This is a genomic window from Pedobacter sp. MR2016-24, from assembly GCF_026239655.1.
GTDB lineage: Bacteria > Bacteroidota > Bacteroidia > Sphingobacteriales > Sphingobacteriaceae > Pedobacter.
On record NZ_JAPIVO010000009.1, the window covers coordinates 140,448 to 161,127 of the forward strand.

The 20,680-nt window shown below is 38.6% G+C and carries 20 protein-coding genes and 2 riboswitches; of the genes, 9 read left to right on the forward strand and 11 right to left on the reverse strand.

The window, feature by feature from the left end; all coding sequences use genetic code 11:
• The first annotated feature begins 44 nt into the window (after positions 1-44).
• Positions 45-1,013, forward strand: coding sequence for a multidrug resistance efflux transporter family protein (locus OQX62_RS23260; RefSeq protein WP_265834065.1), 969 nt, complete (start codon positions 45-47; stop codon positions 1,011-1,013).
• A 52-nt stretch (positions 1,014-1,065) separates the two neighbouring features.
• On the opposite strand, the gene OQX62_RS23265 is transcribed toward OQX62_RS23260, so the two are convergent.
• Positions 1,066-1,290, reverse strand: a complete 225-nt coding sequence (locus OQX62_RS23265; RefSeq protein WP_265834066.1) for a hypothetical protein — start codon at positions 1,288-1,290, stop codon at positions 1,066-1,068.
• 307 nt (positions 1,291-1,597) lie between these two features.
• Between OQX62_RS23265 and OQX62_RS25220 the strand changes: the two genes are divergently transcribed.
• On the forward strand, positions 1,598-1,663 hold the full coding sequence (locus OQX62_RS25220) for a hypothetical protein (RefSeq protein ID WP_416276597.1): 66 nt from the start codon (positions 1,598-1,600) through the stop codon (positions 1,661-1,663).
• A 109-nt stretch (positions 1,664-1,772) separates the two neighbouring features.
• On the opposite strand, the gene tenA is transcribed toward OQX62_RS25220, so the two are convergent.
• The 4 genes from tenA to thiM are packed head-to-tail and all read right to left on the reverse strand — an operon-like array spanning position 1,773 to position 4,678.
• A complete protein-coding gene (gene tenA / locus OQX62_RS23270) occupies positions 1,773-2,420 on the reverse strand; it encodes a thiaminase II (RefSeq protein WP_265834067.1) in 648 nt (215 codons plus the stop codon).
• Entirely contained in the window at positions 2,407-3,240 is an 834-nt protein-coding gene (gene thiD / locus OQX62_RS23275; RefSeq protein ID WP_265834068.1) for a bifunctional hydroxymethylpyrimidine kinase/phosphomethylpyrimidine kinase, read from the reverse strand. Before thiD ends, tenA begins: the two co-directional genes overlap by 14 nt.
• Positions 3,237-3,878: a thiamine phosphate synthase gene (gene thiE, locus OQX62_RS23280; protein WP_265834069.1), complete on the reverse strand. Its 642-nt coding sequence runs from the start codon at positions 3,876-3,878 to the stop codon at positions 3,237-3,239. Before thiE ends, thiD begins: the two co-directional genes overlap by 4 nt.
• Positions 3,875-4,678: a hydroxyethylthiazole kinase gene (gene thiM, locus OQX62_RS23285; RefSeq protein WP_265834070.1), complete on the reverse strand. Its 804-nt coding sequence runs from the start codon at positions 4,676-4,678 to the stop codon at positions 3,875-3,877. Before thiM ends, thiE begins: the two co-directional genes overlap by 4 nt.
• A 58-nt stretch (positions 4,679-4,736) precedes the next feature.
• Positions 4,737-4,830: riboswitch (TPP riboswitch) on the reverse strand.
• A 124-nt stretch (positions 4,831-4,954) separates the two neighbouring features.
• Positions 4,955-5,019, forward strand: a riboswitch (Fluoride riboswitch).
• A 129-nt stretch (positions 5,020-5,148) separates the two neighbouring features.
• Here thiM and OQX62_RS23290 point away from each other — a divergent pair.
• The 6 genes from OQX62_RS23290 (at position 5,149) to OQX62_RS23315 (ending at position 13,864) form a co-directional block, all read left to right on the forward strand.
• On the forward strand, positions 5,149-6,363 hold the full coding sequence (locus OQX62_RS23290; protein WP_265834071.1) for a chloride channel protein: 1,215 nt from the start codon (positions 5,149-5,151) through the stop codon (positions 6,361-6,363).
• Positions 6,364-6,431: 68 nt separating this feature from the next.
• Positions 6,432-7,565: a PepSY-associated TM helix domain-containing protein gene (locus tag OQX62_RS23295; protein ID WP_265834072.1), complete on the forward strand. Its 1,134-nt coding sequence runs from the start codon at positions 6,432-6,434 to the stop codon at positions 7,563-7,565.
• An 81-nt stretch (positions 7,566-7,646) separates the two neighbouring features.
• Positions 7,647-8,264 (forward strand): TetR/AcrR family transcriptional regulator, encoded by a 618-nt coding sequence (locus tag OQX62_RS23300; protein WP_265834073.1) that lies wholly within the window; start codon positions 7,647-7,649, stop codon positions 8,262-8,264.
• Positions 8,265-8,380: 116 nt separating this feature from the next.
• Complete coding sequence (locus OQX62_RS23305) at positions 8,381-9,742, forward strand: TolC family protein (protein ID WP_265834074.1); 1,362 nt, start codon at positions 8,381-8,383, stop codon at positions 9,740-9,742.
• 19 nt (positions 9,743-9,761) lie between these two features.
• Complete coding sequence (locus OQX62_RS23310; RefSeq protein WP_265834075.1) at positions 9,762-10,793, forward strand: efflux RND transporter periplasmic adaptor subunit; 1,032 nt, start codon at positions 9,762-9,764, stop codon at positions 10,791-10,793.
• Positions 10,794-10,810: 17 nt separating this feature from the next.
• Complete coding sequence (locus tag OQX62_RS23315) at positions 10,811-13,864, forward strand: efflux RND transporter permease subunit (RefSeq protein WP_265834076.1); 3,054 nt, start codon at positions 10,811-10,813, stop codon at positions 13,862-13,864.
• A gap of 233 nt (positions 13,865-14,097) precedes the next feature.
• On the opposite strand, the gene OQX62_RS23320 is transcribed toward OQX62_RS23315, so the two are convergent.
• The 6 genes from OQX62_RS23320 to OQX62_RS23345 form a co-directional block, all read right to left on the reverse strand.
• Positions 14,098-14,472, reverse strand: coding sequence for a hypothetical protein (locus tag OQX62_RS23320; RefSeq protein ID WP_265834077.1), 375 nt, complete (start codon positions 14,470-14,472; stop codon positions 14,098-14,100).
• A gap of 81 nt (positions 14,473-14,553) precedes the next feature.
• On the reverse strand, positions 14,554-14,979 hold the full coding sequence (locus OQX62_RS23325; RefSeq protein ID WP_265834078.1) for a response regulator: 426 nt from the start codon (positions 14,977-14,979) through the stop codon (positions 14,554-14,556).
• Positions 14,969-16,048: a hybrid sensor histidine kinase/response regulator gene (locus OQX62_RS23330; protein WP_265834079.1), complete on the reverse strand. Its 1,080-nt coding sequence runs from the start codon at positions 16,046-16,048 to the stop codon at positions 14,969-14,971. The genes OQX62_RS23325 and OQX62_RS23330 overlap by 11 nt, the downstream gene beginning before the upstream one ends.
• A 1-nt stretch (position 16,049) precedes the next feature.
• Positions 16,050-18,203: a 7TM diverse intracellular signaling domain-containing protein gene (locus OQX62_RS23335; protein WP_265834080.1), complete on the reverse strand. Its 2,154-nt coding sequence runs from the start codon at positions 18,201-18,203 to the stop codon at positions 16,050-16,052.
• A 1-nt stretch (position 18,204) separates the two neighbouring features.
• Positions 18,205-18,900 carry a hypothetical protein gene (locus OQX62_RS23340; protein WP_265834081.1) on the reverse strand — a complete coding sequence of 232 codons (696 nt, stop codon included), beginning with the start codon at positions 18,898-18,900 and terminating at the stop codon, positions 18,205-18,207.
• The gene (locus OQX62_RS23345; RefSeq protein ID WP_265834082.1) at positions 18,887-20,053 is read right to left on the reverse strand and encodes a ThiF family adenylyltransferase; all 1,167 of its coding nucleotides are present in this window, start codon (positions 20,051-20,053) and stop codon (positions 18,887-18,889) included. Before OQX62_RS23345 ends, OQX62_RS23340 begins: the two co-directional genes overlap by 14 nt.
• Positions 20,054-20,179: 126 nt before the next feature.
• Between OQX62_RS23345 and OQX62_RS23350 the strand changes: the two genes are divergently transcribed.
• Positions 20,180-20,647, forward strand: a complete 468-nt coding sequence (locus OQX62_RS23350) for a response regulator (protein ID WP_265834083.1) — start codon at positions 20,180-20,182, stop codon at positions 20,645-20,647.
• Positions 20,648-20,680: the final 33 nt, after the last annotated feature.

The window sequence follows — 20,680 nt, forward strand, 5'->3', positions numbered from 1 at the left end:
TCATTATGATATTTTGAGCATAACATAATGAGATTTGCAGGCATATGCCCAAAGTCAAAGTTATCAAAGCGATCGTACTCGGAGTTTTAAGCTCCATGTTTTTATCCTCAGGAATTATTGTTAATAGTTTAAATGCATTTCACGGGGGAAGCTGGGCCTGGACGGCTAGTCTCCGTTATTTATTATTATTGCCTGTACTGGTAGTACTGGTAATGGTAAGAGGTAAAATGGGAAAGCTGATCAATGCTTTCAAAGAGATACCACTTACCTTTCTGATTTGGGGTAACATTGGATTTGGTGGCTACTATGCACTACTTTCCTACGCAATCCGCATCGCACCGGGATGGCTGGTTACTGCCGGTTTTATGACCACAGTGCTGGCTGGTATTCTTATCGCTCCCTTTATATATGATGATCATCGTAAAGTGATTTCCAAAAAAGCCTTGTTATTATCCAGTTTTTTAGTTATTAGCTTGATTACGATGCAGTTTGACCACTTATCAAAACTACAGAACCTTTCTGAACTTGCACTAAGCATTGGCATGGCACTGATAGCTGCATTTTTATGGCCATTAGGCAACCGGAAATTAATGCTAAGACTGGAAAAAAAAGAATTGCAACTGGATCCTATGCAGAGGGTGCTGGGAATGACAATAGGCGGTTTACCTATATTGATTGGTTTGGCTGTCTATGGTTTCTATACTTCAGGTGCCCCTTCTCCCTTACAATTGCAATCTTCTTTTATTGCTGTTTTATTATCCGGGGTACTGGGAAGCACTTTATTTTTTAAAGCACTTCAAATGGTTAGTAAAAATCAATTCGCATTATTAACCGTAGAGGCTACGCAGGTTACCGGCGTGCTGTTTACATTATTTGGAGAGATGATATTTAAAGGAACGCCATGGCCAGGATTTTATGGTAACCTCGGTTTTGCAATCATGGCCTTATCTTTATGTTGTTATGCCTGGTTGTCGATAAGAAAAGTTAATTTGACTGTACTGGAACTTCCTTAATTAGTTAAGCGAGACAGTTTTTACCAGCTGACTGGTAAAAACTGCTAAAATTTCAATTCGTTCTCATTGTATCTCTTACTACTGAATCTCTGATAGAAGTATCAGTTTTGGAGGTTGATTTTTTGACTTTGCTCTTTTTGGCTGGATTCCTGGTCGTTTTTTTAGAAGTCGTTTTATGCGTTTTTTGTCTCCTGACCGTATCTTGTTTAACCGTATCCTGAGCGAAGGTTCCCACACTAAAGGCTGAAAGGATCAGCATGATAATTAATTTTTTCATAGCTTTAATTTTAAATAATACAATTGGTCTTTTATGCGAAACACTCAGACATTATTTGTGTTTTGCCAAATAACATGTACAATCATTCTTAAAAAAAAACATAGCATTTAATGTGTTGTAAAATAGTGGTTTATGTTTTATTTCCAATTGTTGAATACGTATTTACAACCTAAAAACACGTATTATACGTATGCAAAATTCCTGTTGAAGATAGTATTGCAGATGCCTTTCATAAAAAGGAACAAGTAAGCAGAACATTAAAATATGCGTATGATGATTATGCGCTGGCAATGTTGATGCCGGACAAATGTCTGTCTGGTATATGTTTGGTGCTATAGGATTCTACCCGCTAAATCCAGTCTGCACGCGATAAAAAATGGGGTGCAGCATCCAGTGCACAGCCTGTTGTCATGCTAAAATAAATTTTAATACGGCAGGTGGCATTTTTGAACTAATGCTACCTATCGTATTTAACGTGAATCTTACCACTTTTCCTTTTCCCATGCGCTGTTCCAAAACGCCCATTCTAGTCTACTTGCTGTAATAAAAGCTTCGGTCATCTTTTCCTGCTGCGCTAAAGTGCATTGTTCAGCTGCCTTGTCACATATATCAATTGCTTTTTGTACCAATAAGCCAAATTCATCTCCGGCATAAGTATTGATCCAATTTCGATATGGGTTGTGAATCGTACCCTGGCTTTCGAGAATGAAATCTCCTACCTTTTTATAGATCCAGAAACAAGGTAAAACGGCGGCCACCGCTGTCTCTACCTGTGCGAGCGCAGCAGTGCTTTGCATGAAATGTATATAGTGATGGCAGGTAGGGGAGAGTGCTGCTTTTTCTTCTATTCCGAATTCTTTAAAATAAGATTCATGTAATTCATTTTCAACCACTATTGCACCCTCGGCAAAACGGATAAAATGGAGAACGTCACCTATATCAGGGACTCTGGCAGCAATTAAAGATAATGTCCTGCCAAAATATTCGAGGTAATTAGCATCTTGTACCATATAGAACTTGAATTTTTCTATATCAAGTGTTCCGGCAGCAAGTTGTGTAATGAATGGCATATTCAAAATGCGATTATATATTTCGCTTGTCTTATTCCATGTGTGCTCAGACCATTTCATTTATTATGAGATTTATAGGTTTAAAAAAGTGATTTAATGGACCATTACCTTGTCCGGTTTGTACTGTCGCACCACTACTGATTGCTTCGTGGACATATATTTCTGCATTGCCTATCGCATCTTTAAGACACACTCCACGCGCAATAAATGATGCGATAGCAGAAGATAGTGTGCAGCCAGATCCATGGGTATTGTTCGTGTCTATTCGTTCAGAAATAAATTCTTCGACGGTTCCGTCTGCAGAAAAATAAAGTGATGTCAACTGATTCCCCTGTAAATGACCGCCTTTCAATAGCAAATTTTTACAGCCTGATTCCATGATCATATGTCCGGCTCGGTGCATTTCAACAACAGTATTGATTTTCATGCCAGCCAAAATTGATGCTTCATCAAGATTGGGGGTAATTAGCATGGCTAACGGAAAAAGTTTTTCTTTCATCGCCGTAAGGGTATGATCTTCTATCAGTTTATCTCCACTTGTAGCTACCATTACGGGATCAAGAATAATGGGTATTTGAGGATAGAGCTGGAGAACGGCTGCAATAGCATTTACCAGGGATACAGAATGTACCATGCCGATTTTAATCGCATCGGGCAGAATATCAGTCATGATCGAATCAATTTGCCCCTTAACAATTTCAGGAGGTATACTGTGGATTGCCGTTACTCCTCGGGTATTCTGAACCGTGATTGCGGTGATTGCAGTGGTAGCATAGCAGCCTAACGAAGAAATTGTCTTTAAATCTCCCTGAATACCTGCACCACCGCTACTATCTGAGCCTGCAATGGTTAAGACGGATGGATATCTGTGTGTTTTCATCTGCTGCTTTTTTCAATTTCATTTCTAATTCTTTCGGCTGCTGCCCCGGGGTTTGCTGCTGAACAAATAGCTGATACTACTGCAAGGCAATCAGCACCTGCGTCGATCACTTCTCGGGCATTGTTACTATTGATATTTCCTATGGCGACCAGAGGTTTGGAGGTCAATGTTCTAATACTTGTAATTCCTGATAGTCCCCATTCTGTTACGGTATCGATTTTTGTCAATGTGCTGAAAACCGGACTGATGCCCAAATAATCCGCCAGCTGTGCATCTGATTTTTCCAGCTGTTCGATATACTCGATAGAATATCCCAAAATAGGGCAAGCTGGCCATACAAATTTTATCCTGGAAGGCGGTATATCTGAATTGCCGACGTGGATGCCCGTAGCGGCACATTGCATTGCCACATTCAGATTATCGTTAATGATGAGCGGTACAGCGTACTTATCAAGCATTTCTTTGATTTGCAAGGCCTTCAGGAGAAATGTCTCATCGGTATTGTTTTTTTCTCTGAGTTGAACCAGGTCAACTCCACCCTTCACCGCTTGTTCGGCAATTTTAATCATATCCTTGCCTAAACATGCCTCTTCACTAATTACCAGATAAAGATGGTATGGAAAAGATGCGGTGCTCATGATTTTATTTCAAATTTTAAAAGGTTAAAAAACTCTTCTGCAGTAATATTATATAATTTATCCAGGATATTTATCTGCAGACTTCCAGGGCCTGCACTCTGCAGCGCTGCAATCTCACCTGCCACACTGAGCAATGCCATTGCCGCAATCGTGCCATCAAAATAATCCATATCTTCTATAGTTGTAAATGCACCAATAAGGGCAGATGCGGTACAGCCTAGTCCCGTTACCTTGCCCATCATAGAATTTCCATTATGCAGAAAAACTTTTCTTTGCTGGTCGATAATAATGTCCGTGGCGCCGGAAATACAAATTACACTTCCCAATTGCTGAGTCAGAATTTCAGCAGCTGCCAGCGCTTCTGTACTTTGGTGGATGCTATCTACTCCCTTGGTTTGTACTAAGCTGTGGTTAGCTAATGCCATAATCTCTGATGCATTTCCACGAATTACCGCTGGTTTTAAGTTGATGAGTTTAGCCAGCACCTCATTGCGGTAAGTCGTGGCTCCTGCACCTACAGGATCCAACACCCAGGGCCTACCCAGAGTTTTAGCTTCATCTACTGCACTAAGCATACTTTCCACCCAATATTCATCTAAAGTTCCTATGTTAACGACTAAAGCGCCTGCGATAGCAACCATATTTCTTACTTCCGAATGGGCATGCGCCATCACGGGTGATGCACCGACGGCCAGTAAAGCATTAGCTGTATTGTTCATCACCACATAATTGGTGATATTGTGTACTAAAGGGGAGTTGTGTCTTACGGACAGGATATATTCCCAAAGCTGCTCTTTCATATCAATATTTTGAAATTTAGGCGGCTATAGCGGCTCCGGATGCGGAGTAAATAATTACTATATTACTATTACTTTTCCCTTCGACGGTATGAGCCGCATCAGGTTCAAAGGGACTATCTCAATTCTTTTTCAGAATACCCCTAAAGCCAGTGTAAAAGTAGCGAAAATGTAGGCAAAGCAAGAAAGGATTGCGTATAAATTGGATATTGAACTTGATATTATTTCCAACGGCTAAAAAACAAGATCATTTGTATTTATAAAGAACATTTTTATATTTGCATACACGGAAATGGTGTCTTCCGACTTAACCGCCTTAAAAAGCTGATGGCGCCTGCAATATTAATCGATATGCAATACCGCATGCCGAGTTAAATTATTTGTAGGTGAAATTTTTAAAATCAGTATTTCAAAATAATTCTAATTTCAGTATTTTCAGGCATCTGATAAGATGGACTTTATTGATCAGCGCTATGGCGATTGTTACAGGTCTATTAGTCGCTCTGTTTTTATGGCTGCTCAATACAGTTATTCACCTGCGATTCCAACACAAAAGGTTACTTTTTTTACTTCCTGTTGCTGGTATAGTCATTCATTTTATCTATGCTGCTGTTGGCAAGTCGGCCGAGAAAGGCAATAACCTCATTATTGAGGAGATACATCAGCCGGGCGGCGGTGTGCCCTGGGAAATGAGTCCAATAATATTAATCACAACCCTTATCACCCATCTTTTTGGAGGTTCTGCAGGCAGAGAAGGCACGGCCGTACAAATAGGAGGAAGCACAGCGGCCTTAATTGGAAAGTGGCTCAAGCTAAATGAAGAGGATACTAAAATACTGCTCATAGCGGGAATTGCAGCTGGTTTTGGTGCCGTTTTTGGTACACCACTAACAGGTGCAGTTTTTGCGATCGAAGTACTTACTAAAGGCAAACTCAAGTATAATGTACTATTTCCAGCATTACTTGCCAGTTTGATTGGCGACCTTACTGTTTCCGCTCTTCATGTTCATCATACTGCTTATCATATTGATGAAATAGCAAAAACTTCCTATTTTCTTTCGGCATATTTGCCAGTAGACCTTTTGTTATTGAGTAAGATAGGTTTTGCATCTATCTTATTTGGAATGGCAAGCATGCTGTTCTCTATCCTGGTACATACCATCAAAACATTTTTTAATCGGCTATTTTCTATAAAGTGGCTTATTCCCGTTGTAGGTGGGTTGATCATTATCGTTTTAACACTGATCTTCAATAAATCGGATTACCTCAGTCTTGGTGTTGATGCAGAATATCCGGGGGCGGTAACTATCCCTTCATCATTTTTATCAGGAGGAGCCGATACATGGAGCTGGCTGTGGAAAATAATTTATACAACCATAACGCTGGGAACAGGATTTAAAGGAGGGGAAGTGACACCATTATTTTATATAGGATCAACATTGGGTAATACATTATCTGTTCTCCTGGATGCACCAACCAGTTTATTCGCTGCACTTGGCTTTATCGCGGTCTTTGCCGGTGCGACCAAAACGCCCCTAGCCTGCATTATTATGGGGATTGAGCTGTTTGGATTTCAGTATGTATTATTCTTTTTTATTGCTTGTTTTATATCAAACTTCGTTAGTGGAAATTATGGTATTTATAGTGCTCAAAGAGGTAAAATGCCTGTTTTCTTTAAATTCAGATAACGTGGAATTGTAATTCTTCTTTGATTTAATTTGTAATTAGTCTAATTTGCTGACTCAATTGACAAAAGATGAACAACAAAAAATTTAAGAAAATTATTGGGTGGCTGCATCTATGGTTAGGTATTCCCGCCGGATTGACTATTTTTATTGTTGCATTAACAGGAAGTCTCCTCACGTTTAGGGATGAACTGGAGCCTATTCTGTTTAAAGGTGATCATATAGTTGAGATTAGTTCAGAAAAGCGTTTGTCAGTAGACAGTTTGTTAAATAGCGCACAGGCCCTTTATCCGAAAGTGAAACCTGGCAGACTGGTTTTACCTGAAAAAGCTAACGAAAGTGTAGAAGTCAGGTTAGGAAAGAAGAAAAACCTGCAAGTTGTGTTTATCAATCCATATAATGGTAAGATACTTTACCATGGTAGCTATGGCGGAAGATTTTTCCCGACAGTTATCGCATTACACCGTGTACTTTTATTGGGAGAAGCGGGCAAAATTATTACGGGTATATCCTGTGCGATATGTTTATTCTTAGTGATCAGTGGAATAATTATCTGGTGGCCGGCAAATAAAAAAGCAATTAGTCAGCGGTTCAAAATTAAATGGAATGCTTCCGGAAAAAGACTCACCTGGGATCTACATGCCGTATCTGGCTTTTACCTTTCTTTTTTTTTACTTGTAGTTACACTTACAGGCCTGGTCTGGAGTTATGACTGGGTAGAAAACGCATTGTTTAAAATTGCTGATGGCAAAGCGAGGAAGGAAGTTGAGGTTGAAAATTTAAATAAGGGAGAAGGGATAAAACCTGGTATTTATCAGCGGATGGTCATGCAAATGAATACAGCATATGCAGGTTCCGGAACCGTTACCTTATATTTTCCGGCGAAAGAAGGACAGGCGGTGACTTTACAAAAGGAAAGAAGCGCCAATATGATGGTAGTTAGCGATGCCGCTTATTTTGATAGCAACTCTGGCATTTTATTAAAAAAAATACCATTTGAACAATTGAGTATTGGCAGTAAAATCAGAAAGTTGAATTTGCCAATCCATTCGGGAAGCATTTTGGGCTGGCCGACAAAATTGCTTGCCCTGATAGTAGCGCTCTTCACTGTCAGTTTACCCATAACAGGATTTTTAATCTGGTGGCGAACGGGAAAGAAGAAAAAGAAAGTAAAGCCTGAAAGTAAACTGGTAAAGGCAGCCTAGCCATAAATATGGCTAGGACAAACTAATTTTCATAGAAATAATTTGCATACTAAACACTGTTTAGTATATTTGCACTGTTATATGGCAATCAAAGACAGAAAAGAAAGAGATAAGCTGGACAGGCGAAAGTTGATTATAGAATCAGCTACCAGACTTTTTTTGGAGTTAGGCTATGAAAAAACTTCAATCAGAACTATTGCTGACGACATTGAATATAGCCCTGCAACCATATACTTATATTTCAAAGAAAAGGACGAGATTTTCTATATTATTCATGAACAGGGTTTCGTATTGTTAAACAATGAGTTCGCCAAGCATGTGCATATCGAGAATCCATTTGAAAGATTAACCGCTATAGGTCACTCGTACCTGAACTTTGCATTGGATAACCCAGACTATTATGACTTAATGTTTATCATGCGGGCGCCTTTACAAGAAATATCCTGTTTGGAGAAATGGGATGCAGGAGACAGTGCTTTTCAGGTATTGGTAGATACTGTTTCAGAAGGGATAGATCAGCGATTATTGAAGGAGGCAGATAAATTTATGGTAGCGCTTACCGTATGGTCTTACGCACATGGACTCGTTTCTCTTTATATCAGGGAAAGATTTCAATCCATGAAAAAAGTCGACGATCAGGTCTTGAAGAATATGCTTGGGCAATCAATGGATTTTTTCTTAAAGTCAATTCAACATTAAAAAAATTGGCCATTTATGAACGGTGTTCATTAAATAATCAATGTGAATTTATATTTCAGATAGTGTAACAAATAAAAAGTATTCTCCTCAAATAAACAGTGTTTATTATATAAACGATGAAAAATATGATTCTTAAATTTACCCGACTTAACATTATCCTTGTCCTGCTATTGATGCATGGAATTTCATATCCTGTTGCTGCACAGGATATGCTTCAGCAATATGTAAGTGAAGCATTAAAAAATAATCTGGGCATACAAAACCAGAACTTTGCTTTTCAAAAGAGCATTTATGCATTAAAGGAGGCCAAAGGCCTTTTTCTTCCTGACGTGAATTTCAATACGCAATATCTGGCGTCAGGCGGGGGTAGAAAGATTGAAATACCTGTAGGCGACTTACTCAATCCTGTATATAGTTCCTTGAATAACTTAACCGGTACCGGTAACTTTCCGCAGATCGAAAATGTGAGCCAGACATTTAACCCGAATAATTATTATGATGCGAAAGTTCACACTTCTATGCCCTTATATAATGCAGAAATTATCTATAACAGTCGTATCAAGAAGGAACAGATTTCCTTACAGCAGGCGCAGATGATCGTTTACAAACGTGAACTGATCAAAAATGTAAAGGTGGCTTATTATGGTTATCAACAATCATTGAAGGCAGTAAAGGTACTCGAAAGTGGAGTTGTACTTGCACAGGAGAACTTAAAAATCAACCAGTCTATGGTAAAAAATGGGAAGGCAATAAGAACAGTTGTGAGTCGTGCACAAAATGAGCTTACAGGCTTGGTATCGCAACTGGAAGATGCCAGGCTACAATCAACCAATGCTGCAGCATACTTTAATTTTTTGTTGAACAAGCCATTAAATTCTTTGGTAGAGGTAAGCTTATCGCCTGTATCCTTTTACAAAACGGACAGCGTTAAATCTGCCAAAAGAGAAGAGCTTATAGCACTGGAAGCAGCGGAACGTGTGAATGCTTTAGCTGTACGCTTAAATAAGACAAGTGCCTTGCCGAAATTGTCCACTTTCCTTGATCTGGGAGCACAGGGTGATTTTATTAAGGTGAATAATCAATCTCCCTACTATCTTTTTGGAATAACACTTTCCTGGCAGATTTTTACCGGCAACAGGTATAAAAATAAAGTTCAGCAGGCATCCCTTGATCTGAAAGTTGCTCAGACGCAAACCAGTATGGCCGAGCAGCAATTACAATTAGAGGCACAAACTGCTCAGAACAAACTTACAGCAGCAATTCAATCCTACAAAGCTGCGATGAGTCAGACAGCTTTATCAGCGCAGTATTTTAGAGACGAACAGCGTCTGTATAAAGAAGGAGAAGCACTTTACATTGAACTGCTTGATGCCCAAACCCAGCTGATAAATGATCAGCTAAAAGAAAGTATTTCTTATCTAAATGTGCAAACCCGTGAAACTGAATTGGAACGGGCAGCAGCTAGTTATATATTTTAATCCTATAAAATCTTAACATATGAAACTGATAAACTATTGGACTGTACTTTTCGCCGGTATAATAATAACGGGCTGCCATCAAACGAAGCCGGTAGAAAAGATGGATATTGCTATCCCCGTTAAAGTTATTTCTGCAGAAGGACTGCAGGAAACAGAACCCCTGGAAACTTCCGGCTTATTATCTTCAGAGCAGCAAAGTAATCTCTCATTCAAAACCAGCGGGATTATTAACCGTATCCTGGTAAAAGAAGGTGATCAGGTTCGTGCTGGTCAGTTATTGGCTGTATTAAATATGACTGAAGTAAACGCGCAGCGGAGTCAGGCTGAAGAAAACTTCGCGAAAGCGCAGCGGGATGCCAGAAGAACCGCAAACCTTTATAAGGATAGCGTGACTACAAAAGAACAATTGGAAAACGCAGCGACTGCATTAACGATAGCCAAAAAACAGTTGGATATTGCCAGATTTAATGCTGCACAGTCCAGCATTACTGCTAACACGAATGGCGTTGTACTTAAAAAAGCGGCAAATGAAGGTGAGCAGGTTTCCGGAGGTGTGGTTATACTGACAGTCAGTAGTACAGCCAATAAAGACTGGGTAATTAAATGTGGTGTTACGGATAAGGATAGAGCAAGAATTAACGGCGGTGAAAGGGCTGAAATAACTTTTGATGCCATTCATCAGACAATTTCAGGTAAAGTGAGATCTATGGCACAGGGAAGTGATAGTGGGTCAGGATTATTTCAGCTGGAAATTGCAATCAGTCCGTCCGAAGCTAAATTGATATCGGGTCTTTTTGCAAAAGTAAAAATCTATCCTTCAGTAAAAGCGAGTCTATTGTCTGTACCCTTAGATGCATTGGTTGAAGGGAAAAATGACAGTGCTTTTATTTTTGTGGCGCTGGGACAAAAGGCTTTGAAGAAATCAGTCAGGGTAGCTTACCTGAAAGGGGACAAGGCATATATTTCTACAGGTATGACCACAGCAGATCGTGTCATCAGGGAAGGGTCTGCCTATCTTACAGATGGATCAGTAATTAAAATCATTAATTAACGGCTAAAATTTACAAGATGAAATTACCAGAATTTGCTGTAAAGAACTACCAGTTCACCCTAGTTGTTTTTATAGCAGTGCTTGCACTCGGAATCTATTCCTTATTTACAATGCCGAGAAGTGAAGATCCGGAGACACATCCTCCTCAGTTTACTGTAGTAGTTGTATATCCGGGTACGAATCCCAAGGATATGGAACAACTTGTAGTTGATCCTATAGAGAAAAAAATACATGAACTTGATGATATTAAGCACGTCACTACAGATATCAGTAACGGACTTGCAGTTATACAGGTAATTTATAAATACAGCTCTGATCCTGATGATAAATATCAGGAAGTAGTCAGAGAAATAAATAGTTTGAGATCCGAACTTCCCGCAGATATTGCGGATATCAGAATCAACAAACAGATACCTTCTGATGTGAGTATTTATCAATATGCGCTGATCAGCGAAAACGCGTCAAATGTTGCACTGAAAAAATATTCAAAACTGCTGAAGGAAAAACTAGAAAAGATACAAGCGCTTAAAAAGGTTGAGTATGCAGGGGTTCCTGAGCCTCAGGTAAATGTAAAACTCAATTTGCAAAAGATAGCACAGCAAAAACTGACACAAAATAATGTAATAGCAGCACTGCAGAGTGAAAATGTAAACATACCTGGCGGGAGTATCAGTATTGCAGACCGTAAACTGAATATTAAGACAAGCGGAAACTATAGTAGTCTGGATGAAGTAAAGAATACTGTTATCTATTCCGGGCAGGGGAAAATTCTGTATCTGAAAGATGTAGCCGATGTGGCTTTGGGCTATGAAGATGAAACACATATTGCCCGTTTTAATGGCTATCGAAGTAGTTTTGTGAATGCCAGTCTGAAGGATAAAGAGAATATTATTGATGTACAGGATAAGGTGGACCCGGTGATTGCCGCATTCAAAAAGGAACTTCCTGGAAATATTGAGCTGGTTAAGGTTTTTGATCAGGCCAAGAGTGTAGACATCCGTCTTTCACACTTTGCCAGAGATTTTGGGATCGCTATTTTACTCGTTCTCGTTACATTATTACCATTGGGTACGCGGGCCTCAGTTGTGGTAATGATATCCATTCCGCTCTCTCTGGCTATCGGACTCACGCTGATGAACATTTTAGGTTATAACATGAACCAGCTAAGTATCGTAGGTATGATCGTAGCACTGGGCATACTGGTAGATGATAGTATTGTTGTGGTAGAAAATATCGAAAGGTACCTGCGTATGGGATATGGGAAGGTGGAAGCATCAATCAAAGCGACATCACAAATTGGCATTGCCGTGATAGGTTGTACTGTCTTATTGATATTTGCATTTTTACCCATCGTATTTTTACCCGAAGGCGCTGGTGAATTTATCAGGAGTCTGCCGCTATCAGTGATCACGACCATTTTTGCATCCATGGTTGTATCATTAACAGTGGTGCCATTTTTGGCGAGCATCATTCTTAAACCACATCAAAGTGAGGAAGGTAATTTTCTGCTGAGAATGCTTAAAAAAGGAATTCACACTACTTATGGAAAATTGCTGAATAAAGCGTTGAATAGTCCCGTTATTACGCTTTTGATTATTGGTGGAATATTTATTGGCTCTTTGATGCTGGTACCTGTAATTGGCAGCAGTCTTTTCCCGAAATCTGAAAAGCCAATGTTTCTGGTTCAGATTGAAACACCGGAAGGCACGAATATGAATGCGACAGACAGAGTCACACGGTTTGTTGAATCAAAACTCAAATTAATTCCCGAGATAAGCTCATTTGCAAGTAATGTAGGGAAAGGAAATCCGCGCATCTACTATAATGTGATACCACATAATGAGAGTGAAAATTTTGCTGAAATCTTTGTCCAGGTAGAAGGCTTAGAGACCAGAGAGAAGGTCGCTGTTATCGAAAAGTTACGAAAACAGGTAGAAGGTTATCCGGGTGCGATAATTAAAGTGAAAGATTTTGAGCAGGGACCACCTGTTGAAGCACCGCTTGCCTACCGTATTTATGCTGATAATTTAGACGATTTACGGAAAACTGCTTTTGATGTAGCATCATTGATTGGTAAAGTCGATGGAACTATTTATGTAAATAATCCCTTATTGGTTAGACCAGTGGATCTAAAAGTTACTATAAATAAAGAAAAAGCGGGCTTGTTGATTGTTGCATCTGCAGATATAGATAAAACAGTTCGTATGGGGTCTGCGGGATTGAATGTAGCGACCTACAGAGCAGATGAAGGTAAAGCTGACAATTACAATGTGAATGTTTCCATTTCACGGAGTTCATCTATCCAGGATATAAGTATGTTTGACAGGCTGTATATACCCTCCGCGACAGGCGTAAATATTCCATTTAAAAGCGTTGCGACGGTTGGTTTTGAAAGTCTGCCCAACCAGATCAGGCATTATGACAAGGACAGGTATGTGACTATCTCAGCTTTTGTGAAGCCAGGTTATAACGTTCAGCAATTGGATGAACAGATTACTGAAAAGCTGAATAGCTTTAAATTTAAACCTGGATTTTCATTCAAGGTGGCCGGAGAGAAAGAAAGTAAAGAGGAGAGTTTTGGTAATCTGGGAATTATCCTGATCGTCACCGTATTCGGATTTCTGGGCGTGCTTATTTTGGAGTTTAAAACTTTTAAAAGTATCCTTATTGTCTTGTCTGTAATTCCCTTAGGCATTGTTGGAGGTTTGATCATGCTATTTCTGGCTGGAGAGACACTGTCATTTACAGCAACAATTGGATTTATAGCTTTGGTAGGGATTGAGGTTAAGAATTCCCTGCTGGTAGTTGATTTTACTAATCAGCTCAGGGCACAGGGCAGGAGTGTACATGAGGCAATTGTTGAAGCAGGAGAGATCAGGTTTGTGCCTATATTGCTCACATCACTGACAGCAATTGGCGGTTTGCTTCCCCTGGTTATTGAATATAGTGAGCTGTATTCACCACTGGCACTGGTACTCATAGGTGGACTTATTAGCTCTACCTTGTTATCACGCCTGGTTACCCCGGTAATGTACCAGTTATTACCCCCGGTAGTAGAAGTTATACCATAAGCAATCAAAAAAGGCCGGCAAATTTATTTATTTAGGTTTCCGGCTTCTTTTTAAAAAGAGAGGGGAATGGGATTTTCAATGGGAACTTTCTGCCCCATATCGTGTATAAATTGCAGACTAATCTCCTTCCAAATTGCTGTGAAACTGCGCACAGAAGCAGACTGTTACAAGGGGAAGATCACTAACGTGGAGGGAAAATAGACAGGAGAAAGGGAATCGAAATACTCGCCTGTTTAGTTAACTTTTATATTAAAGCTATCAATTTTCGAGACACCCTGCTCAATCGAGCTCAGTTCATTTGATACCATGCGACCGTATGAATCAAAGACTGCAAGTCTTATATTTTGTTTCTTTTTGGAATTAATGCTTGTTTTAAGCTCAAAATCAGACACATAAGAGAATTTGACATCTTCACTATTCTTTACATCAACTGCAAAATTATCTTTTAATATGGTGTAAGTTAATGCACAGTCAGCACATTCCACTCTGATCACACCATTTTTTGGGAATACAACATTAGACAAAGGATCAAGTCCCGAATCCTTTTTACAACTTGCGAAAAGTAATGCTATGCAGAATATTAAAAATGTAATTCTTCTTGTATTCATGTTGTTTTAATGCCTCTATGCATTTAAATAAAGGCATTAATAATGCCAGACGCTGTTAAACTGTTTTTGCAGCGGTGACCGTTATTCTTTTACGATGAAACAGGTGGTGAAAACAGCCTGAAGTTGTGCAGGGTATAGTGGTTTTTTCAGCAATTTGATCACATAAGGATTTGCTTCAGCCCGGCGGATATCGCCAAAGTCAAGCGTAGAAGAAAGCATGGCAATCCGGGTATTATCTTTTAATTCCTCTGGTAAAAGCTTATAGTTATCAAGAAATTCAAAGCCATCCATTTCTGGCATTTGAATGTCAAGCAGGATCAGATGTGGTAATTTTTCAGTGTCTTTTTCATTGGCAAGAAAATAAGCAATTGCTTCTTCTCCAGACTGGCATAAGATGATATCATCAAATAACTTCGTAATACCGATAATCTTAGAATTGATTTTAAGATCGATGGTATTATCATCAATGAGCATTACTCTAATTGGCCTTTTGAGTTTAAGTGGCATTTGGAATAGTAATTTTGAAAGTGGTACCATAGTCTAAATCGGAACTAACGGATATTTTTCCATTGATCTTATTTAGTGCTTCTTTAACAATAAATAGTCCCAGGCCACTGCCCTGGTTATTTTTACTTTTGAAAAACTGCGTGAAAATCTTTTCGAGGTGTTCGTTTAGAATGCCGAGTCCGTTATCTTTAATCAATATTTCAGCTGAAAATTTATTGACCTCAATGGAGATTTCTACAGTTTTCTCTTTATTACTTGTTTTTTGATATTTGATGGCATTTGAAATCAGATTACCTAATATCACTTCAATCCTAAAGGAATCTCCAATAAATTTTTGCGCCTGATTGATATTTATATTAAATGTCGTATCCTTATTACTATAGGCATATAACTCTATAATTTCATTTACCAAGTGCTTGAAATCAATCTCAGACTTATCGGTAACATTTTTATTGTTCTTATAATATTGCAGCGTTTTCTGTATGTAGTAATCCAGCTTACTGGAGCAGGATTCTATCAATTCCCAGTACTCGCCACTGGAATGATAAAGTCCTTCCATTTTTACCAGATTCACGATACCTATAACTGATACCAGAGGTGCACGGAGTTCATGGGAAATACTGTAAATGAACCTGTTTAGTTCGTCGTTCGTTTTTTCCAGCTCCTTGATTTTATTCCTCAGATCAATTTTTGATCTGTAAGCATCATGTGCATTTTTGATTGAATTGTGTAATTCAAGATCATTCCACGGTTTGGTAATATATCGGTAGATGTCTCCATGATTAATTGCATCGGCAAGGGCAGATATATCAGTATAACCTGTAAGGAGGATCCTGACAGGGTCAGGAAAAGTTGTTGTAATACTCTTGAAAAACTCTACGCCGGTAGTCTGCGGCATTTTCTGATCAGCAATTATCACCTCAATTGGTAAATTCTCAAGAACTTTCAATCCTTCTGCTGCAGAATTAGCCGTATATATTTCATATTGTCTTCTAAAACTTGCTTTAAATGCAATGAGATTATTCTCCTCATCGTCAATATATAAGACTTTAACAGGCGAGCGAGTCATATTATGGTATGTTTACAGGCAAGGTAATAATAAATTCTGTACCTAGATTCACTTTTGTAATAACATCAATGTGTCCTTTATGTTTTTCAATAATACTGAAAACGATAGATAGTCCCAAACCTGTGCCTTCACCTACCTGTTTTGTAGTGAAAAAGGGTTCGAATATTTTCTGTCTGATTTCTTCAGGCATGCCTGTGCCGCTATCTTTTATACTTATTTTTACATTGTCACCTTCATGCCAGGTGGAGATCATTAGTTGTTCCTCCTGACGATGCTCAGGTTTAGTTTTTATAGCATGAATCCCATTGGTAATGAGGTTCATGAATATCTGATTTATTTTTCCCGGCAGACATTCTACCAGGGGTATGGGCTTCAGATCCTTTACAACCGTGATATAGGCAGGAATATTACTTCTCAAAAGTACAAGTGTAGATTCCAGTCCTTCATTCAAGTTTACCGGTTTGGTGTCACTTTCATCAAGCCTGCTGAAGTTTTTTAAACTGCGTATGATTTCTGCGGTTCTTTTTGCACCTTCTCCAATTCCGGAAAGCAATGAATTAATTTCTGTTTTAATAAAATCAATGTCTATTTCCCGTTTGAACTTTTCAACGATAGCTACCTGTGCATGAATATCCTGATCAAGATCCATCTCTTCATATTTCTGAATTACATCATACAGATCATTGATATCCAGTTCGAGTGGTTTTATGTTTGATGTGACAAAATTTATAGGGTTATTAATTTCATGTGCTATCCCGGCAGTTAATTGTCCAAGGCCAGCCATTTTTTCTGCATCTACCAATTGTGATTGTGCTTCTTTTAGCTCTTTAAGCGTAAAATTCAACGTGGTATTTGAGTTTTGTAATTCTTCTGTTCTCTTACTTACTTCAATTTCCAACTGGATATTTTGCTCCCTGATCAATCTTTCGTTTTCTTTTGAAATTTCCAGTGCCTGTTTCTGTGCAATTTCATTTTCATTTCTGAAAAAGTTGATTTTATCAGCCAATGCAAATGAGAGCAAGGTAATTTGAATCACCGATCCGATTTCTAAGACGTAAGAGGTCATTCCATTATATGGAAGCACGTTAAAGTTCCTCAGTACAAAAATGACTACTGAAATAAGAAATATGGTATACCCTATAAGGAAAAACACTGCCGGGCGGTAACCTTGTCTGTTGACCTGAAATCCGAGGATCCAAAGAAATACAGCACCGGATAATGCAGAGATCTGTAGCAGAGTAATGGATATCGAATATTTTTCCAACATACCTATTAAACATGCAATGCAGTAAATAACAAGCATCGCATCTATACCCTTATCGAATTTAGGCGTATATTTTTTGGTCTGCAAAAACTTCTTTACAAAGATCAATGTTGATACACCAGAAAAGAATGGTACTAATATGGAACTGTAGTTGGCCATCCAAATACTATCCGGCCATAAAAACCGAAAGGCTAAACCCTGAAAAGTGAACTGCGTGAGACCTACGAAGAGGATATAAATGATATAATAAATATAACTGGAATCCCGGACGGTAAATGCGACGAACAGATTGTACAATATCATGATGAGAATGATACCTGCGTACATGCCGAAAAACAAATTCTGAATCAGGTTCTCATCTAAAATTGACTGTTCAGTACCCAATAATATCGGTAATTGAATCTGATCCTTTGAGCTTATACTTAAGTAAAGTATGGTAGATTGATTAACGGGAGCATCTACAGGAAAAACATAATTTGGATTATTGATGATCCGCTCGCTGTATTTTTTATATTCCCCAAGGCTAACCGTCTGCCAGTTCCCGCTAATATCCCTGCTATGTAATTCAACTCTGTCAATAGCTGGCTGTTCTACCATCAAAAACAATTTTTCTATACCTGAGCGATTGACAATATTGAGTTTCACCCAAATGGTCGATTCTGTGATGCCCAGATTAGGAACTTTGTCAGTGGAAAGCTCAAATTTCTGGTTAAGAATGTTATTAAATGATAGTTTCCCGGAATTATCTACAAAAATTGATATCCCATGATCAACCTGTAATAACTGATTAGGTTTACTATAAACAATTTCCCCACTGTCTTTCGCAGATAACTGGAGGGTAATGACCGCGATTAGAAGAAATAGTACAGATAATACTTTCTTAATATTCATTTTATAGATTTGGGATCTTTATATTGTATTCAACCGGATATGTTCCCTTTGGACCGATCTCTTCATTTGTCTGACTTGGATTTGCTCTTAAAGATAAGATTTTTGATCTTTCAGTTTCAGTTGCGGTGCTCAAATCATTTATATCTCCAAAACGCATGGCAGTAGCAACAAGATCCTCTTTGGGATAGTAGAAAAGGCCGTCATTACCCAGAGATTTCTCCAGAACGTAACCGATTCTTGTTGCCATCTTGACGGTACTTGGTGCAGCAAGTACATAAGAAGTGGCTACAGGAAGTTGAGAAGTAATGGTCACCCCAATCCTGGCCAAAATAAAGCTGCCTATCCCCATACCTGCTACCTCTCGTGAGTTCCATAGACCACACACTTCGCAGGTTCCGCCGGTATGCTGATCTGCTTTAACCATGTCATATATTTTTGGATCATATTTTCCAATAGCAATTTCTATAGGGAGTTCATACTGGCCGGTAACCACCTGCACTCTCGCACCTCCGTATACAACTTTAGTATCTTTATCCTCTACAAGAATAACAGTTGTATTATAGTCATTTACCCATTCCTGAGTATTTGATGTGATTTGAGTAATCCCATATATTTCAAGCAATCTTTTGTGCCCGGTTATAAATTTTGAACAGGCTTCCGGATCATCAGGAGCTCTGAATGTTCTAATGTGTAGCATTTTCTCCTTTTGAATTATTGATCGTGTTGAACTTATGTGTAAACAATTCATCAAAATCCACAAAATAACGTCCTGATTCAGTAAACTGATTTAGCAAAATCTTGCGACTTACATCTGTAACCATAGCACCTCCCAGCGTTACAGCCGAAGCCAACTGGGGCCAGCCAACAATTGATTTGTTCATTTCTGCAAATGACTTTTTCATTGTTTCCGTTAAGTTTTCAAATCCAACAATTTTATACAGGTATTCTACTTTTTCAGGTATAGTCAGGCTGTTTAGTTTACTCTTTAATTCAGTAGGACTTAGTTCTTCCAGTTCATTCACTGTGCCATGAAAAATATGTCTTTCTGGTTCAAGATCAAACCTTTCTACATCCAGCATTCCCTTGTCATTGGTATCCATTACCACAGGTATACCTAACTCTTTTGCTTTGATACGGCTTAAGACTTTAATATCTATACCATCACATTCTTCAACAAGAACGTCCAGTTTCCCACCGAGTGTAAAGAAATCATCAATGTTTTCGTTAGTTATTCCATCCGGATAACATACTACATTAATAAAGGGATCAAGCTCTGCAATTTGCCTTGCCGCAGTAATGGACTTATTTAGGCCCAGGTCTTGTATATTGACCCTGATCCGGTTCATGTTACTTAGCTCTATTTCGTCGAAATCCGCAAGCCTTAATTCTCCGCATGTACGCTCCATCGCCAGTGTCAGTGCGATACTCTGACCAACAGAAAGTCCGATAATTCCAATTTTTTTGGTCTTTAGCGTTTCAATATCCTCCGGAGATACCTTGTAAATATTCCGGTTTGTCCTTACTTTGATAAATTCCTGCTCATCGAGTGTATGCACCAATTTTGCAGACCAGGGAAAGTATACCCAAACACCATATTTTTTTATATCCCCATTGATATGTGCAGTAACCAGCAAGGCAGATTCTTCTTTTGATAACCTTCTGGTCGGATTACTTAGTTTAATAAGCTCAGATAGCTGACCTGGAATGGTATCATAAACAACAATATCTGGATTATTATCTAGTAAATCGTTTAATGATCTCTCGTCACTCTTGTTGCTGAGCCTAAAGAATACTGGTCTGTAAATCATCGACTTATCTGGCGAGGTAGTGCTAGAATATATTTTATCCATATTTATTTCGTGCTGAGCTGTTATATAAATTGGTCAATGTATTATCTTGAAGTAATTTTTATCCGAAATTAGTTTTTTAGAATTTATAAAAGCAATATATTTAACAAAAAAATCCAATACTTACGAATGAATTCCGACACCTCAATCAATGTTCTTTATGTGGATGATGAAGTTCACAATCTAAATTCTTTTAAAGCTGGCTTTAGAAGGAAATTCAACATTTTTACAGCAGAATCTGCGGTGGAGGGAAGAAAGATATTAGAGAGTGAACTTATTCACGTGATCATTACCGATCAAAGGATGCCTGTAACTACCGGGATAGAATTTTTGGAGTCTATCATTCCCGATTTTCCTGATCCTATCCGGATACTTCTTACTGGCTATGCCGATATCAATGCTGTTATCGATGCGATCAATAAGGGCCAGGTTTATAAATATATTCAAAAACCGTGGATGGACGAAGACTTGAGGATTAATATCGAAAAAGCTTTTGAAATCTACTCTTTGAGAAAAGAAAATAAAGAACTGACAGAAGCGCTGATTATCGCAAATAAGCAGCTGGAGTTTTTGCTGAGGCAAAACCTGCTCTCTTAAAAACGAAAAATGCAAATGTTCCTTAAAAGGCCA

Bases quoted from the DNA above. Each gene is read 5' to 3' on its own strand.
- OQX62_RS23300 (WP_265834073.1), top strand. From the start codon at position 7,647: ATGGCAATCAAAGACAGAAAAGAAAGAGATAAGCTGGACAGGCGAAAG.
- OQX62_RS23320 (WP_265834077.1), bottom strand. From the start codon at position 14,472: ATGAATACAAGAAGAATTACATTTTTAATATTCTGCATAGCATTACTT.
- thiD (WP_265834068.1), bottom strand. From the start codon at position 3,240: ATGAAAACACACAGATATCCATCCGTCTTAACCATTGCAGGCTCAGAT.
- OQX62_RS23315 (WP_265834076.1), top strand. From the start codon at position 10,811: ATGAAATTACCAGAATTTGCTGTAAAGAACTACCAGTTCACCCTAGTT.
- tenA (WP_265834067.1), bottom strand. From the start codon at position 2,420: ATGAAATGGTCTGAGCACACATGGAATAAGACAAGCGAAATATATAAT.
- OQX62_RS23265 (WP_265834066.1), bottom strand. From the start codon at position 1,290: ATGAAAAAATTAATTATCATGCTGATCCTTTCAGCCTTTAGTGTGGGA.
- OQX62_RS23295 (WP_265834072.1), top strand. From the start codon at position 6,432: ATGAACAACAAAAAATTTAAGAAAATTATTGGGTGGCTGCATCTATGG.
- OQX62_RS23340 (WP_265834081.1), bottom strand. From the start codon at position 18,900: ATGCTACACATTAGAACATTCAGAGCTCCTGATGATCCGGAAGCCTGT.
- OQX62_RS23260 (WP_265834065.1), top strand. From the start codon at position 45: ATGCCCAAAGTCAAAGTTATCAAAGCGATCGTACTCGGAGTTTTAAGC.
- OQX62_RS23345 (WP_265834082.1), bottom strand. From the start codon at position 20,053: ATGGATAAAATATATTCTAGCACTACCTCGCCAGATAAGTCGATGATT.
- OQX62_RS23305 (WP_265834074.1), top strand. From the start codon at position 8,381: ATGAAAAATATGATTCTTAAATTTACCCGACTTAACATTATCCTTGTC.
- thiE (WP_265834069.1), bottom strand. From the start codon at position 3,878: ATGAGCACCGCATCTTTTCCATACCATCTTTATCTGGTAATTAGTGAA.
- OQX62_RS23330 (WP_265834079.1), bottom strand. From the start codon at position 16,048: ATGACTCGCTCGCCTGTTAAAGTCTTATATATTGACGATGAGGAGAAT.
- OQX62_RS23350 (WP_265834083.1), top strand. From the start codon at position 20,180: ATGAATTCCGACACCTCAATCAATGTTCTTTATGTGGATGATGAAGTT.
- OQX62_RS23325 (WP_265834078.1), bottom strand. From the start codon at position 14,979: ATGCCACTTAAACTCAAAAGGCCAATTAGAGTAATGCTCATTGATGAT.
- thiM (WP_265834070.1), bottom strand. From the start codon at position 4,678: ATGAAAGAGCAGCTTTGGGAATATATCCTGTCCGTAAGACACAACTCC.
- OQX62_RS23335 (WP_265834080.1), bottom strand. From the start codon at position 18,203: ATGAATATTAAGAAAGTATTATCTGTACTATTTCTTCTAATCGCGGTC.
- OQX62_RS23310 (WP_265834075.1), top strand. From the start codon at position 9,762: ATGAAACTGATAAACTATTGGACTGTACTTTTCGCCGGTATAATAATA.
- OQX62_RS23290 (WP_265834071.1), top strand. From the start codon at position 5,149: ATGGCGATTGTTACAGGTCTATTAGTCGCTCTGTTTTTATGGCTGCTC.